At 65.8% G+C, this 15,115-nt stretch carries 13 protein-coding genes and 1 pseudogene; 7 read left to right on the top strand and 7 right to left on the bottom strand.

Translation table 11 applies throughout. The features are described 5' to 3' along the window. Window positions 1–263 (top strand): hypothetical protein (locus tag DVDV_RS23580; RefSeq protein WP_254845447.1); only part of this gene is annotated, 263 nt, incomplete at its 5' end. A gap of 91 nt (window positions 264–354) precedes the next feature. Continuing rightward, entirely contained in the window at window positions 355–3,066 is a 2,712-nt protein-coding gene (locus DVDV_RS18710) for a class I adenylate cyclase (RefSeq protein WP_075356123.1), read from the top strand. Between the two features lie 70 nt (window positions 3,067–3,136). Here DVDV_RS18710 and DVDV_RS18705 read toward each other — a convergent pair whose 3' ends face one another. From DVDV_RS18705 to rsfS, 7 genes and pseudogenes are all read right to left on the bottom strand, one after another. Beyond that, entirely contained in the window at window positions 3,137–3,613 is a 477-nt protein-coding gene (locus DVDV_RS18705) for a hypothetical protein (RefSeq protein WP_075356122.1), read from the bottom strand. Next, window positions 3,610–3,858: a hypothetical protein gene (locus DVDV_RS18700; protein ID WP_075356121.1), complete on the bottom strand. Its 249-nt coding sequence runs from the start codon at window positions 3,856–3,858 to the stop codon at window positions 3,610–3,612. Before DVDV_RS18700 ends, DVDV_RS18705 begins: the two co-directional genes overlap by 4 nt. 143 nt (window positions 3,859–4,001) lie before the next feature. Further along, complete coding sequence (gene pgm, locus DVDV_RS18695; RefSeq protein ID WP_075356125.1) at window positions 4,002–5,654, bottom strand: phosphoglucomutase (alpha-D-glucose-1,6-bisphosphate-dependent); 1,653 nt, start codon at window positions 5,652–5,654, stop codon at window positions 4,002–4,004. Window positions 5,655–6,058: 404 nt separating this feature from the next. Then, window positions 6,059–6,781 (bottom strand): site-2 protease family protein, encoded by a 723-nt coding sequence (locus DVDV_RS18690; protein ID WP_075356120.1) that lies wholly within the window; start codon window positions 6,779–6,781, stop codon window positions 6,059–6,061. Window positions 6,782–6,821: 40 nt separating this feature from the next. Beyond that, window positions 6,822–7,068, bottom strand: a pseudogene (locus DVDV_RS18685) (hypothetical protein). After that, a complete protein-coding gene (gene gpmI / locus DVDV_RS18680; RefSeq protein WP_075356119.1) occupies window positions 7,065–8,597 on the bottom strand; it encodes a 2,3-bisphosphoglycerate-independent phosphoglycerate mutase in 1,533 nt (510 codons plus the stop codon). The pseudogene DVDV_RS18685 and the gene gpmI overlap by 4 nt, the downstream one beginning before the upstream one ends. Further along, window positions 8,594–9,067, bottom strand: coding sequence for a ribosome silencing factor (gene rsfS, locus DVDV_RS18675; RefSeq protein WP_075356118.1), 474 nt, complete (start codon window positions 9,065–9,067; stop codon window positions 8,594–8,596). The genes gpmI and rsfS overlap by 4 nt, the downstream gene beginning before the upstream one ends. 180 nt (window positions 9,068–9,247) lie before the next feature. Between rsfS and DVDV_RS18670 the strand changes: the two genes are divergently transcribed. From DVDV_RS18670 to DVDV_RS18650, 5 genes are all read left to right on the top strand, one after another. Then, complete coding sequence (locus DVDV_RS18670; protein WP_075356117.1) at window positions 9,248–10,549, top strand: phenylacetate--CoA ligase family protein; 1,302 nt, start codon at window positions 9,248–9,250, stop codon at window positions 10,547–10,549. 33 nt (window positions 10,550–10,582) lie between these two features. Further along, window positions 10,583–11,014 (top strand): ACT domain-containing protein, encoded by a 432-nt coding sequence (locus DVDV_RS18665; protein ID WP_075356116.1) that lies wholly within the window; start codon window positions 10,583–10,585, stop codon window positions 11,012–11,014. 120 nt (window positions 11,015–11,134) lie between these two features. Continuing rightward, a complete protein-coding gene (locus tag DVDV_RS18660) occupies window positions 11,135–12,406 on the top strand; it encodes a hypothetical protein (RefSeq protein WP_254845446.1) in 1,272 nt (423 codons plus the stop codon). Between the two features lie 85 nt (window positions 12,407–12,491). Further along, the gene (locus DVDV_RS18655; RefSeq protein WP_075356115.1) at window positions 12,492–13,919 is read left to right on the top strand and encodes an RtcB family protein; all 1,428 of its coding nucleotides are present in this window, start codon (window positions 12,492–12,494) and stop codon (window positions 13,917–13,919) included. Between the two features lie 7 nt (window positions 13,920–13,926). Beyond that, window positions 13,927–15,115 (top strand): ATP-binding protein (locus tag DVDV_RS18650; RefSeq protein ID WP_254845445.1); only part of this gene is annotated, 1,189 nt, incomplete at its 3' end.

Here is a 15,115-nt window from a genome sequence, read left to right as displayed (position 1 = left end):
TGCGGGCCGCCGGCGCGGCCGCCGCCCTGGCGGCCGCCGAGCCCGGCCGCATTCCCGAACTGGCCCCGGCCCTGGCCAACATGTCGCTCGCCGCCTTTGGCCAGGCCCTGCGCGACCTGCCGCCGGACAATAGGCGGACCATGCTGTGCGCCGTATACCGCATCCTGGCCGCCGCCCTGCCAGGTGCGACCCAGGCCGCCGCCCGGGCCATCGCCAAAGCCGGCATGGCCCCAAAAGCCCCTGCTGGCTGTCCTGGCCGCTGATCTCGGCAACCGCTCCCGGGCGGCCTCCCGGCCGTTCCCCAAACGCCCCCCCCTGCCCGGCCAGACACCCGCCCAGGAAGCCTCCAAGGGATTGTGGAGCCGGGTCAAGACCCTGGTTGCGGCCCCGCCGGCCGGCCAGTCCTTCGAACCGTCGGACAGCCTGCGCCGGGACATGGCCACACCGGGCAGCCAACTCCACAACCGCCAGATCATGTGGACGAACCTTGACGGGACGGCCATTGCTGCGGTGGTCTTTTCGCGCTGTTCCTTCAAGGCAGCCAGCCTCGCCGAAACCGTCCTTGGCGGAACGAGCTTTACGGGTGTCCAGTTTTCCGATGTCAATTTCGAACGCGCCCGGTTTGACGGGGTGACGTTTCACGCCTGCCGCTTCCTCAATTGCCGCTTCAGCGAGGCCGTCTTCCAGGACGTGCGGTTTGAAAACTGCGAGATGCGCCTGTGCGCCTTTGGCGGCGTGGTCGGCCAGGACGTTTCCATGACCGGGCTCGACGCCCTGGAATGCGATTTTGTGGGCGCGGCCCTGTCAAGCCTCTCGCTGGTGCGCTGCCGGCTGCGGGCGGTCAGCCTTATCCGGGCCGTGCTGTATGATTTCGCCTGCCAGGGTGTGCTCTTTTCCGACTGCCTGTTCGAGATGGCCGCTTTTGACCGGGCGCGGCTGGCCAGCGTGCGCACAGAAGGCTGCTACTTCGCGGCCTCGCGTTTTTCCGGGCCGACAGACGAACCGGACATCCTTGGGGCGATGGCCAAGGATGAGGCCCTGGCCATCGCCGACGCCGTCGGCACCGGACCGCCGCTCCCCCCGGACCTGACCGACGGTCCTGGGCTTCGCCTGCTGACGGCTGTGTGCGACGGCGTGCTCTCCGGCCGCGATATTCGTCGCCGCCGGCTGGCTATGCTGGCCAACAACAAACGGCGTCTGGCCTGGGCCAGACGCCGGCTCGGCCCGTCCGGGGCTGCTTTCCTGGAGATGCTGCCGGGGCTCATTGAGGCGCCGCTCGTGCGCGAGGAAACCGGCATCCGCCCCGGACCGGCCGCCCGAATCGCCGGTTTTTCCCCCAATCTGGCCGCCGCCCGTCTGCTGGCCACCCATTTTGGCGACCGGGCAGGCGAAGGGCAGACCATCCCGGAAGACGCCATTGCCGTGGAAGCGGTCTATACCATCGGCAGCGTGGGCACCGTGGCCCAGACCGATGATTCCGACCTCGACATCTGGGTGTGCATCGCCCAGCGTGATGCCGAGCGCCCGGACTTGCCCGCTTTTCAGGACAAGCTCGACGCCATAAGCCGGCAGGCCGAACGCGACTACGACCTGGAAATCCATTTTTTCCGCATGAGCGTGGCCGACATCCACGACAATATTTTCGGCTACTCCGAGGATGAGGGCTACGGCTCGGCCCAGGGCTGTCTGCTCAAAGAGGAATTTTACCGGACGGCGCTGGTGGCGGCCGGCAAAAAACCAGCCTGGTGGTGCGTGCCGCCGGGCATCGGCCGGGACGCCTATGACCGGTCCCTGGCGGCCATGGGCCGGGCAACGCCGGACGTAGCGGCCGACACCCTGGATTTTGGCCCTGTGCGCTCCATCGCCGGTGACGAGTACTTTGGCGCATCGTTGTGGATGATCGTCAAATCGCTGACCAGTCCGTTCAAATCCATCATCAAGTTCGGCCTCCTGGAAAAATACGCTGCCCACCCGGGCGATCCGGTCCTTTTGTGTGAGACGCTCAAGGGCTTTATCTTCGCCAACCAGGGCGGACTTTGGCGCTGCGATCCCTACGCCCTGCTTTTCCGGGAGGTCAGCCGCCACTACCAGGAGGGCGGCCAAGCCGGGGCCGTGGAACTGTTGCGCCAGGCTTTTTTGCAAAAAACCGGCTTTGACCCGTGCGACGAATACGCCAGCCGCACCGGCGAGGCCGTCCTTGACCACTTTTTCCCTTATGCCCCGCCGTCGCTGGGTTCCTGCCCGCCACCGCCCGCGAAAAAGACAGCCGGCGAGGAAGAAGGGTTTGCCCGGGCAACGGCCCTGTGCGACGCCATTTCCACCTATTTTCTCAAGGCCTATGAACGCCTCAAGACCCGCAGCACGGCCCTGGGCAGCGGCGGAGGACTGACCGAACGCGACCAGACCATGCTGTCGCGGCGCATCGGAGCGAGCTTTGGCCGACGGGTGGGCAAAATCATGCGCCTGCCCTTTCTGCGGCCGGGGCGGCATCTGTTTGCTTCGCTGGAAATCGGCCTGGAGGAGGGGAAACCCCGGGAGACCACGTTTGCCGCCCGGGGGGAGCCGGCCGGCGCGGACCGCAAGGCCCGCAAGAAAGAAACGCTTCGCCAGGAGGCCTCGGTGGTGCGGCTGGCGGCCTGGCTCGTGGCCAACGAACTCTACCGCCCGGGGATGCATGTGCAGGCCACGCTCCTGCCCGCACCGCTCACCCTGCCGGATTTCACCGGGCTCATAAACGCCGTCCACGGTGTCTTCCCGGCCCGGGAAACATTCAATCCGCCGCTGTCCTGGGGGCTGGCCGGCGAGCGGGTCACTGCCGCCCTGCTCGTGGTCAACATGCTCGCCCCGCGCGAGGAACGCGGCACGGTCAGCATCGATACGCTCTACGCCACCAACTGGGGCGAACTCTTTCACCTGGAGCGCACCACCGCCCTGGAACCGCTGGCCGATTCGCCCAGGGACTATCTCATCGAATCCATGGGCCTGACCCTTGATCCCGATGCCCGCATCGAAGTCTTCGCCCCGGCCAAATCCCAGTGCCAGGCTGTCCGCCGGGTTAAACGCTAAAGCACAACTTGAGCTTTTCCGTCTGGCCCCAGATCCGCATCAAGACGGCCCTACCCTTCCGGCCGGAGCGCTACCGGCGTACGGGTTCCTCGACCAGATCGGCGTTAAGCGGAACCGGCGGATTCAGGTACAGCCTGTTGCCGTCGAAACGATTGGCCGCCCGAAACCACAGCCAGTAAAACGACGGTTTGACAATGTGGCGGTTGCCCACCCAATCCATGAGCAGATGCCCGGTGACGCCGATGGTCAGGCCCACGCCCCAGGCCGCGGCCACCCCGGTGCCCACAAGCAGCCACAGGAAACAGACCAGCTCAAAGGAGTGCAGGACCAAATACAGGCGCGGCAGGCGGCCCTCTTCGCAACTGGCGAAGAAATGCTTCATGCCGTCCCAGCGCTTGTTGCAAAGCAGGTAGTCCAGGACATGGTCGCTATCGATCAGCACGCTGGAGATGCCGGCCATGAAGGCGGCGGAAAACCGTCCGCCTGTGGCGGCGTAGGCGGCAACGGCGAGGGGGATGGCGCTTAAGCAGTGGGATGCGAGTTTCACGAGTCGGTTTTCCTTGCTGCGGCCCGGCGGCCGGCCGCGGTCAGCCGGCCGCTGTAGGCCGAGATGTCGTATTCGTAGTAGCCCAATGCGAACAAACGGCGAAAAAGCCGCCACGACCGGGCCGGTCCAAGCCCCAGGGCCGTGGCCGCCTCGCCCGGCATGACCCGGCCGGGAAACGGCCCATCGGGCAGATCGGCCAGGGCCGCGAGCAACCGCCGGGCATCGGGTTCGAGAGCATCATCCATGGGGAGTATCCCCTGTTGGGCGCTGGTTGCCTGCAAAGACGGCCGGCGTCAAGGACGCGTCTGCCTTGTCCCTTCTTGCACCGTTGTGCTGCAAGGCTGGAGCGGACGGAAACAAGGATCAAGCCGCAGTACGCTGCCCCGAATTACACCCCGGCGGCGGCAAAGGCCGCGTCCACGATTTCCTTGGCCTCGGCTTGCAAGGCTTTCAAGTGATCGCGGCCCTTGAAGCTTTCGGCGTAGATTTTATAGACGTCCTCGGTACCTGACGGCCGGGCGGCAAACCAGCCGTTTTCCGTGGTGACCTTGAGCCCGCCGATGGCCGCACCATTGCCCGGGGCGTTGGTCAGCCGGCCGGTGATGGCCTCGCCGGCCAGGGAGGTCGCGGTCACCATCTCGGGCGAAAGCCGGGCCAGGGCGGCCTTTTGGGGCTTGCTGGCCGGGGCGTCCATGCGCTCATAGATCGGCTCGCCGTAGCGGGCCGTCAGCTCGGCGTAATGGGCGGCCGGGTCCTTGCCGGTCTTGGCCGTGATCTCGGCAGCCAGCAGGTCCATGATGATGCCGTCCTTGTCCGTGGTCCAGACCGTGCCGTCGGTGCGCAGATAGGAGGCCCCGGCGCTCTCCTCGCCGCCAAAGCCGAACGAGCCGTCAACAAGGCCCGGCACGAACCATTTAAAGCCCACCGGCACCTCGCACAACCGCCGGCCAAGGCCGGCCGCCACCCGGTCGATCATGGCGCTCGAGACCACGGTCTTGCCCACGGCCGCATCGGCCCGCCAGCGCGGGCGGGTGGTAAAAAGGTAGTTGATGGCCACGGCCAGATAGTTGTTGGGATTTAACAGGCCGGCTGAGCGGGTGACGATGCCGTGGCGGTCGTAGTCGGGATCGTTGCCAAAGGCGATGTCATAGGCATCGCGGTGCTCGATGAGCCGGGCCATGGCATAGGGCGAGGAGCAATCCATGCGGATCTTCCCGTCCTTGTCCACGGTCATAAACGAAAAGGTCGGGTCCACCACATCGCTTATCAGCGACAGGTTCAGGCCATAGCGCGCGACCATCGGTTCCCAGTAGGCAACGCCCGAACCGCCGAGCGGATCGACGCCGATGCGGATGCCGGAGTCGCGAATGGCGGCCATGTCGCAGATATTGGCCAGATCGGCCACATACGGCGCAATATAATCATATTGCGAAACGCACTCCGCGGCCAGGGCAGCGGCCAGGGTCTTGCGGCGCACCCCGCTAAGCCCCTTTTCCAGATAGGCGTTGGCCGCTTCCTGGACGGATTTGGTGATGTCGGTATCGGCCGGGCCGCCTGAGGGCGGGTTGTACTTGAAACCGCCGTCCTCCGGGGGATTGTGCGAGGGCGTTATGACGATGCCGTCGGCCAGCACGCCTGTATGGTCGCGGTTAAAGGTCAGGATGGCGTGGGAGATGACCGGGGTCGGGGTATAGCCCCGGCCGGTCTGGATGCGCGTGGTCACGCCGTTGGCGGCCAGGACCTCCAGGGCGGTGATCCAGGCCGGCTCGGACAGGGCGTGGGTGTCCATGCCGAGATAGAGCGGTCCGATGATGCCCTGCCCCTGGCGGTAGTCGCAAATGGCCTGGGTGGTGGCCAGGATGTGGTCTTCGTTAAAGGAGCCGTCAAGCGACGTCCCCCGATGGCCGGAAGTGCCAAAAGACACCCGGCAACCCGGATCGGACGGATCTGGTTTGACGGCGTAGTAGTCGGCGACCAGACGCGGCACATTGACAAGCAGCGAACGCGGCGCCGGTTTGCCGGCGAGGGGACTGACGGGCATGGGGATTCCTCCTTGCACTGTGACCCGGTCATAGTGCCGCAAAGGGGCGCTATCGTCCACTTCAGGCGACGATTGCATGGAAAATCGCGGGGGATCGATGCGCAGGCTGCGGCACAGGGGGCATTTGCCGGGTTTGCCCAGCCGGTCGCGCTTGGCAAAGCGGTGGCCGCAGCCGATGCACCGGGCCGGGTGGACAAGAAGCCGTGTCCGGGAGCGGCGAAGCGAGCGTTTGAGATGGTCCAAAGCATCGAGTACGGCCTTCTCGCCAGCCCCGACCAGCCCGGACAGGTCCAGGGCCGTAGCCGGAGCGTCAAGGCCGGCCAAGGCATCCAACAGGGCCTGGGCCAGGGTTTTGTCCCGGGATGGCGGAAGGGCGGCGTCCTTGGGGCGCATGATGGCAGGGGCTAAAGGCAGTATTTCCAGACGTCCTGGACCGTGGCAAAAAGCAGCAGGCCCAAAAGCGCCAGCCATCCGCCGACAGCCGCCGGCAGATAGAGCCGCGACAGGCGGCTCCACAGGCGCACCGCCACGTCAAAAACCATCTTGCCGCCGTCGAGCGGCAGGACCGGCAGCAGGTTGAAAACGGCCAGGGACAGGGACAAATGCGCGGCCAGAACGCCATAGCGCATGGCATCGGCCTGGGCGAAGCGTCCGCCCTCGGCCACGATGCCAACCACGCTGCTGACCGCTTCGGGATGGTGAAACAGGCTGGCCAGTCCGGCCAGGATCAAGGCCAGCGTCTGCCCGGTCATGAGAAACGGTTTGGCGGCCAGCCCGGCCCAGGTCGCTCCCGCCGGGATCGGAGCGGCCAGGCACAGTGCTCCGTAGCAGGCCAGGGCAAACAGGCCATTGGCCAGGGGGCCTCCCAGGGAAAAAAGCAGGCGCCGGCCAAGGGGCAGGGCCAGATAGGCCCGCTCGTCAGGCAGGTCCGGCAACACGTAGCCGCCAAGCGGCACGGCGCACAGACAGTAGCGCACCCCGCCAATTGTACGGCTGGCCACCACCGGGCCAAAGCCCAGGGCGAATCGGGCAATGGGTAGCCCAACCAATCTGGCCGCCAGGAAATGGCCGAGTTCGTGGATGAAAATCAGGACGCCAAGCAGCACGACAACAGCCGCGTAGTCCATGGTCAGCCTCCGTCAGGCCGGGTGCAGGCGACACCTGCGGTCAGATGAAATCCGGGTCCACGGCCGCCTTGCCGCCGGCCATGACGAGCTTGACGAAGCGCACCGAGCGGTCGTCCACCGGCACGATGGGAAACCGTCCCCGGCAGGCGTCGCAGGCGATCATGGTCGGCTTGACCGGGGCCACCACCGGCACTTCGCGCCGACAAAAAGGACAAGGATAAAGAAAAACCAGTTCCACGCCCACGGGTTTGGCCGGGGGTCAGCGGTTTGCGTTGTTCGGTGCTCATGCCTGCTCCGTGACGAGACTGACGCCGGTCATGGCCGCCGGCACGGGCAATCCGGCCAGGGTCAGGATGGTGGGGGCGATGTCGCCGAGTTTGCCCGGGGAAAGGGTTGCGCCCTGGCGGGCCGGGTCCGCGAGGATCAGGCGCACGGGATTGAGCGTGTGGGCCGTCATGGGACCGCCATCCGGGGCGATCATTTCCTCGGCATTGCCGTGGTCGGCCGTCACCAGCATCCGCCAGCCGGCCGCGGCCACGGCTGCGGCGATGCGGGCCACACAGGCGTCCACGGTCCTGACAGCAGCCTCGGCCGCCGCCAGAATGCCGGTGTGCCCCACCATGTCGCAGTTGGCCAGATTGACCACGGTCAGGCTGTGGCCCTTGTCCATGGAGGCCAGAAAGGCGTCGGTGACGGCCACCGCACTCATTTCGGGTTTGAGGTCATAGGTGGCCACGTCGCGGGGCGAGGGGATGAGTTGGCGCGCTTCGCCGGGGAAGGGCTCCTCGTGGCCGCAATTGAAGAAATAGGTGACGTGGGCGTATTTTTCCGTCTCGGCCAGTCGCAACTGGGTGAGCCCCTCACGGGAATAGACCTCGCCAAGGACATCGGTGACGGCTACCGGAGCAAAGGCCGCCGGCAGGCCAAAGGAACCGTCATACTCGGTCATGGTGGCAAAACCGGACAGTTTCGGCACGCGCCCCCGGACAAAGCCGTCGAAATCGGCGGCCGTCAGCGCCCGGGTGATCTCCCTGGCCCGGTCGGCCCGGAAGTTGAAGAAAAATACGGCATCCCCGTCGCGGACAATCCCCTCGCCCCCAGGCAGCACGCGGGGCGTCACGAACTCGTCGGTCTGGCCGGCGGCGTAGGCCCCCTCGACCGCAGCCACGGGGTCGGTAAAGACCTCGCCCACACCCTCGGTCAGGGCGGCATAGGCTTTGGCCACCCGCTCCCAGCGGTTGTCGCGGTCCATGGCGTAATAGCGCCCGGTCAGGGAGGCGATGCGGCCCGTGCCCAGATGTTTGAGAAATCCGTCAAGATCGGCCACGTAGCCGGCCCCGCTTTGGGGCGGGGTGTCGCGGCCGTCAAGCAGGGCGTGGACGAGGATGTCGCGCTGGCCAAGGCCGGCCAGGGCGGCAATGAGCGCCTTGGCGTGGCGCAGGTGGCTGTGCACTCCGCCGTCGGACACCAGGCCCATGAGATGCACGCGCCCGCCGGCGACCAGGGAGGCCCGGGCCAACTCGGCCAACTGCGGATTTTTGGCCAGGGAGCCGTCTTCCATGGCGATGTCGATGCGGGTCATGTCCTGGTAGACGATGCGCCCGGCCCCGATGTTCATGTGGCCGACCTCGGAGTTGCCCATGAAGCCGTCCGGCAGGCCGACGGCCCGGCCCGAACAGGCCAGGGTGGTGGACGGATAGGCCGCAAGCAGGCGGTCAATGGCCGGCGTGCCGGCTTCGGTCACGGCATTGCCGGGTCCGGCCGCAGCCAGTCCCCAGCCGTCCAGGATGAGCAGCAAGGTCGGCGTCGGTTTCATGCAGCGCTCGTCGGGTCCTGCGGATCGTCGAGGTCATCCTCGTCGTCCAGCTCGTCCGGATCATCATCCAGCAGGCTTTTCGGCTCTTTGGTACGTTTGGGCAGGGTCAGGGGAATGGGCTTGCCCTCGGACCACAGTCCTTCGATGTTGTAAAAGGACCGCTGGTCTTCCTGAAAAATATTGACCAGCACGTCGTTGAGGTCGAGCAGGACCCATTGGCCGGTATTATAGCCTTCCATACCGAGGTAGGAAAAGCCGTGATCGCCGCAGTTGCCAAGGACATAGTCGGCCAGGGCCTGGGCTTGGCGCACGCTGGCCGCCGAGGCCATGACCATGGCATCGCAGATGGGGCTTAAGCCGGCGACGTCAACAGCCTTGATATCTTTGGCTTTCTTTTCATGGAGCCACAGGGCCACCCGGGCGGCCTTGTGGGCAGGGGAAAGAGTGGCATCAGTCGGTTTTGCGGGCATTTCATCTCCAAAAAAATTGTCATGCCGTCCGGTTCCCGGACAACGGCAGGACTCTACGCGATTTGCCGGCGTCCGGCAAATGCGCAACAGCCATTTTCCCCGGCCCTCACTTGACGCGGCCTGCTGCTTTCGGCAGGAATCCCCTTTGGATGCGCCCATGACGTCATTTGGAGGAATCCCATGATTTTCGATATGGACATCGAAACCCTGCCCAGGGAAGATCTTGAAGCCCTGCAACTCAAACGGCTCAAATCGCTGTGCGAACGGGTTTACGCCAACGTGGCCTTTTACCGCCGGGCCTTTGACGAAGCCGGCATCAAGCCCGCCGATATAAAAAGTCTGGCCGACCTGCGCTATCTGCCCTTTACCGAGAAACAGGATCTGCGCAACCACTACCCCTTCGGCCTTTTTGCCGTGCCGAAAGACAATGTAGTGCGCGTCCATGCCTCCTCCGGCACCACCGGCCGGGCCACGGTGGTGGGCTATACCCAGCGCGACATCGACAACTGGGGCACGCTGGTGGCCCGGTCGTTTGCCGCAGCCGGGGCCACCCGCCGCGACATCATCCATGTGGCCTACGGCTATGGCCTTTTTACCGGCGGCCTTGGGGCGCACTACGGAGCCGAGCGGCTCGGGGCCATCACGGTTCCGGTTTCCGGCGGCGGCACCCGGCGTCAGGCCATGCTGCTCAAAGACTTCGGGGCCACGGTCCTGTGCTGCACCCCCTCCTACAGCCTGGTGCTCTATGAAACGGCCCTGGAAGCCGGGATCGATTTCAAGGAACTGCCCCTGCGGGTGGGCGTCTTCGGAGCCGAACCCTGGACCGACGAGATGCGCCGGGATATCGAGACGAAAATGGGCATCAAGGCCATCGACATCTACGGCCTGTCCGAAGTCATGGGACCGGGGGTCGGCATCGAGTGCATCGAGGCCCAAGCCGGAGCCCACCTCATGGAAGACCATTTCCTGTGCGAGGTCATCGACCCGGTGACCAAGGAAACCCTGCCCCCGGGGGAAATCGGCGAACTGGTCATCACTACGCTCACCAAGGAAGCCCAGCCGCTCATTCGCTACCGCACCCGCGACATCACCCGTCTGGTGCAGACCCCCTGCAAATGCGGCCGCACCTTTGCCCGGATGCAGCGCGTCCATGGCCGCAGCGACGATATGTTGATCATCCGGGGGGTCAACGTTTTCCCGTCCCAGATCGAGAGCATCCTGCTTGAAACCGAGGGCCTGACACCCCACTACCAGTTGGTGGTGCGCCGCGACGGCAACCTGGACACCCTGACCGTCCAGGTGGAAGTGGATGAGAAAATCTTCTCCGACGAGGTGAAAAACCTCCAGCGCCTGGAAGGCAAGATCCAGAAAAATATCAAGGAATTCCTGGGAGTCACCGCCCAGGTCAAGCTCGTCGAACCCCGGGCCATCCAACGCTCCGAGGGCAAGGCCAAGCGCATCCTGGACCTGCGTAACGAATAACGGGCCAACACCCGACATCCGGAGGGAGACGCCATGAAAGCCGAACAGATTTCCATTTTCCTGGAAAACCGGGCCGGTCGCCTGGAAGAAGTGACCCGCGTCCTGGCCGAGGCCGGCATCAGCATCCGCGCCCTGTCCCTGGCCGACACCTCGGACTTCGGCATCCTGCGCCTTATTGTCAGCGACCACGAAAAAGCCAAAATGGCCCTTAAGGAAAACGGCTTCACCGTGGGCAGGAATGCCGTGGTGGCTGTGGAGGTTTCGGACAAACCCGGCGGCCTGCATGCCATTTTGAGCCTCTTGTGCTCTGGCGGCGTCAATGTGGAATACATGTATGCCTTCGTGCACCAGTGCGAACGCTCGGCAGTCATCATCTTCCGCTTCGACCGCACCGATCAGGCCATCGAGCTTTTGCAGAAAAACAACATCACCATTATTCCCGGGGAAAAACTCTACAACATCTAGGCCTCCCCGGCCGTTTATCCGCGCGCGCCGCAGTCGTCACCCGGACGCTGCGGCGACCCTGCGGCGCGCGCCAAACCCAGGCCACCCCGTGCCCGAACCGGGCAAAAGCGTCGTGCCCCCATGCCCCACACCGCTCCCCCGCTGTCGGCTCCGTCTCCGGCCATGTCCAGCCGGACCAGGACAATAGCCAGACGCATTCCCCTGGTCATTGTCCTGGTCCTTATCTGTCTGGCCGGTCTCGATGCCGCCGTGTACCATCTCCTGCCGCGCCTGCCCGGTCTGCCCCCGGCTGTCCGCGACCGGCTCCTTGACTGGGACGCCATCGACAGGACCGCCCTGCCCGGCTACCGGCCCTGGCTCGGCGGCCTGGTCGGCGAACCCGGCCAGGAGCCCTTTTCAAGGACTGTCGACGCTTCGGCCAGAGCCCACGGTGTTGTCCTGGCCGATCCGCCGACCGTCATCCTGGCCGCAACCGACGCCCTGGGCTGGCAAAATACCGGCACCCCGGCTACTGCCAAAGTCCTTTTCCTGGGCGATTCCGCCTGCCAGGGACTGGGGTCCGGCACAGCCGCCGCCATTCCCGCCCTGTATGAGGCCGCAACCGGAGAATCGGTCTACGCCGCCTGCCACAGCGGCTACGGCTTGGAGCAGTACGCCGCCATCCTGCGCCGCCTGACGGTCGACGCCCCGGCCGGCACGGCCGGCCGCTTCGCCGGGGACACCATTTATGTGCTCTTGTCCGCGGACGGCGACGCCTCGGCCCCGGGAACGCCCTTTGCCCGCAGCGACGCAGCCAACCAAGGCTGGCTGCGCCATGGCAGGCTGTCCACCCTGGCCCGCCTGGCCCGCGGCCTTGTCGGCAGGGACAACCCGCCCGAGAGCGGCGCGTATCCCGTGCCCCTGACCGCCCCCACCTGGCATGACCTGCCCTTTGCCTTCCATCCAGCCTACCGGGCCTTTGCCGACACCGCCTGGTTTGGCCCCGACCAGGAGCAGGCCGCAAAGGCGTCCCTGGCCGAGCTGGTCCGCCTGGCCAAGGCGGCCGGAGCCCGCCTTCGGGTGGTCATTGTCCCCACGGCCCTGCAGGTCGTCTATCCCCGCATCGATTTTGCCAAAGTATCCCGGCGCACTGACTTTGCCCGACTGGCCGACGACGAAACCCGCAATCTCAACGCCATCAGCGCCACTGTGCTTCAATTGCTGGCTGAAGCCGGCATCCCGGCCCTGGACCTGACCCGGCCCTTCATGGACGATCCCCGGGCCGCAACGCTCTACTGGCCAACCGATCCCCACCTGACCCCCCAGGGCAATGCCGCAGCCGTGGCCGCCATAACGGCCACCCTCTGGCCGGCCCAGCCGGCCGAGTCCCGGTCCGGGTCAACAACGCCTTGACAAAAGTCACACCCCATGGACTACCATCGTTTAGTTCAGGCGGATTTGGCCAAGCCGGTGCAAACTGGCCCGAAGGATCGTTGTGATGGCACATGTTCTCCAACAAATCGAGGCGCTGGCCTGGGAATTGCCGCAGACGGGAGCCATGCGCACGCGGGCCGTTTTTTACGGCAGCGAGGCAGCGGCCAGGTCTCTGGAGGACGGGGTGCTCACACAACTTGCCAATGTGGCCGGCCTGCCCGGCATCGTCGGTCCGGTCCTGGCCATGCCCGACGCCCATCCGGGCTACGGGTTTCCCGTCGGGGCGGTGGCAGCATTTGACCCGACGGCCGCAGGCGTGGTTTCGGCCGGGGGCGTGGGCTTTGACATTGCCTGCGGGGTGCGCACGCTTCTAAGCGATCTTTCCCGGCAGGACGTCGAGCCGGTGCGCGACCGGCTGGCCGACCGGCTCTTTGCCCGCATCCCCTGCGGCGTCGGCCAGGGCGGGGCGCTTCGGCTCTCGGATGCCGCCATGGACCGGATGCTCACCGCTGGCGCGGCCTGGGCCGTTGGCCAGGGCTACGGCGAAGACGGCGATCTGGCCCGATGCGAGGAAGGCGGGACCATGGCCGGAGCCGATCCCGGGGCTGTCTCGGTCCTTGCCCGCAAGCGCCAACGCGACGCCCTGGGGACGCTTGGTTCGGGCAACCACTATCTCGAAGTGCAATACGTCGACGAAATCTACGATCAGCCGGCAGCCGCCGCTTTCGGCCTTCGCCGCGACCAGGTGGCCGTGTCGATCCACTGCGGTTCCCGGGGCCTTGGCCATCAGGTGGCAACCGACCACATGGCCGCCATGCTCAAGGCAGCCCCCGGCTACGGCCTGACGCTCCCCGACCCGGACCTGGCCTGCGCGCCCATTGCCTCGGCCACCGGCCAATCCTACCTCGGAGCCATGCGGGCCGCCGTCAACTGCGCCCTGGCCGGACGGCAGATTATTTGCCACCTCGTGCGCGAGGTCTTTGCCGAGTTTTTCCCCGGCTGCCGGATGCCGCTTCTCTTTGACGTCTCCCACAACACCTGCAAGGTGGAGCGCCATACCACGGAACACGGCGTCAAGACCCTCCATGTCCACCGCAAAGGCGCCACCCGGGCCTACGGGCCGGGCCACCCGGACCTGCCGGACTTCTGCCGGCCCGTCGGACAGCCGGTCATCATCGGCGGCAGCATGGGCACGGCGTCGTTTATCCTCTCCGGCGGGCCGGCTGCGGCCGACCGTTCCTTTGCCTCGGCCTGCCACGGAGCCGGACGCGCCCTGGGACGCCGGCAGGCGGCCAAACGGTTCCCGGCCCGGGCCGTGCTGGCCGATCTGGCCGGACGCGGCATTTCCCTTCGGGCCAAAAGCCTCAAGGGGGTTGGCGAAGAGGCTCCGGGAGCCTACAAGGATATAGAAGATGTGGCCCACACGACCCAGGCACTGGGTCTGGCCCGCAAAACCGCCAGGCTTCGTCCCCTGGCCTGTATCAAGGGGTAACGCTGCCATGCTTGATGGTCTCATCCGCGAAACTGACGCCCTGGGCAAACTGACCGGCGATGCGTTGCTGCTCGTGGACAAAGACGGCATTATTTTGCACGCCACCCCCGGGGCCACGGCGTTTTTCGGCCTCCCGGCCAACCAACTCACCGGAATGCCGCTCGGTCTGCCCCTGGACGGGGGGCCCGTGCGCGAGGTCCGTCTGGCTCCCACCAGCCGCCCGGCGGTCATGCGCCGGGAAACCCTGCGCCGCACCGATCTGCCGCTGATCCGGGTGCTGCTGCGCGATCTGGCCCCCCTGCGCACGGCCGAGAACCAGCTCGCCGCCGCCCGGGAGGCAGCCAAGGCCGGCGAGCGGGCCAAAAGCCATTTTCTGGCCAACATCACCCACGAGATCCGCACGCCCATGATCGGGATTCTCGGCATGACCGAGTTGACCCTGGCCACGGACCTTACCACAAAGCAGCGGGAATACCTGGAAATGGCCCGCCACTCGGCCCAGTCCCTGCTGACGGTGCTCAATGATATCGTGGACTATGCCCGCATCGAGGTGGGTGTTTTGGAACTGGCCCGGCTGCCCTTTGACCTGCGGGCCACGGCCGAGGAGATCATAAGTGTCTTCCGGCCCCTGGCCGCCAAAAAGGGCCTGTCGCTGACCTATCGGTTCGTCGGTGCCGTGCCCCATACCCTGGTCGGCGACGCCAGCCGGCTGCGCCAGGTACTGATCAATCTGGTCGGCAATGCCGTCAAATTCACCGACGCCGGCAGCGTGGTCCTGGTCATCGCCCGCACCGATTCAAGTGCTACGACCAGTCGGGCCAAGCTGCGCTTCGAGGTGCGCGATACCGGCATCGGCATCCCCGGCGACAAGATTCAGGCCATTTTCGACAGCTTCACCCAGGCCGACGTGTCCCCGGCCCGGCGCTACCAGGGGGCTGGGCTCGGCTTGGCCATCGTGCGCCATCTCGTGGAAATGATGGAAGGAATCTACCATGTCGAGAGCGAAGAAGGCAAAGGCAGCGTGTTCACCTTTGAAGTGGACCTGGCCCTGCCCGAAAGCCTCAAGCCCGACGCGCCGGCCGATGCCGCGCCGCAACCGGCCAAGGCCCGGTCCCTGACCATCCTCTTGGCCGAGGACAACCCCATCAATCAAATCTACGCCCAGGAACTGCTGGAGATGGACGGCCACGAGGTGG

Source organism: Desulfovibrio sp. DV, from assembly GCF_001936595.1.
GTDB lineage: Bacteria > Desulfobacterota > Desulfovibrionia > Desulfovibrionales > Desulfovibrionaceae > Solidesulfovibrio.
The sequence above is the reverse complement of the archived record's forward strand: the minus strand, read 5'-3'. Positions and strand labels throughout refer to the sequence as shown.

What these genes read in the sequence shown, in the direction of transcription:
- DVDV_RS18700 (WP_075356121.1), bottom strand. Translation starts at nt 3,858, where the DNA reads ATGGATGATGCTCTCGAACCCGATGCCCGGCGGTTGCTCGCGGCCCTG.
- pgm (WP_075356125.1), bottom strand. Translation starts at nt 5,654, where the DNA reads ATGCCCGTCAGTCCCCTCGCCGGCAAACCGGCGCCGCGTTCGCTGCTT.
- DVDV_RS18690 (WP_075356120.1), bottom strand. Translation starts at nt 6,781, where the DNA reads ATGGACTACGCGGCTGTTGTCGTGCTGCTTGGCGTCCTGATTTTCATC.
- gpmI (WP_075356119.1), bottom strand. Translation starts at nt 8,597, where the DNA reads ATGAAACCGACGCCGACCTTGCTGCTCATCCTGGACGGCTGGGGACTG.
- rsfS (WP_075356118.1), bottom strand. Translation starts at nt 9,067, where the DNA reads ATGCCCGCAAAACCGACTGATGCCACTCTTTCCCCTGCCCACAAGGCC.
- DVDV_RS18670 (WP_075356117.1), top strand. Translation starts at nt 9,248, where the DNA reads ATGATTTTCGATATGGACATCGAAACCCTGCCCAGGGAAGATCTTGAA.
- DVDV_RS18665 (WP_075356116.1), top strand. Translation starts at nt 10,583, where the DNA reads ATGAAAGCCGAACAGATTTCCATTTTCCTGGAAAACCGGGCCGGTCGC.
- DVDV_RS18660 (WP_254845446.1), top strand. Translation starts at nt 11,135, where the DNA reads ATGCCCCACACCGCTCCCCCGCTGTCGGCTCCGTCTCCGGCCATGTCC.
- DVDV_RS18655 (WP_075356115.1), top strand. Translation starts at nt 12,492, where the DNA reads ATGGCACATGTTCTCCAACAAATCGAGGCGCTGGCCTGGGAATTGCCG.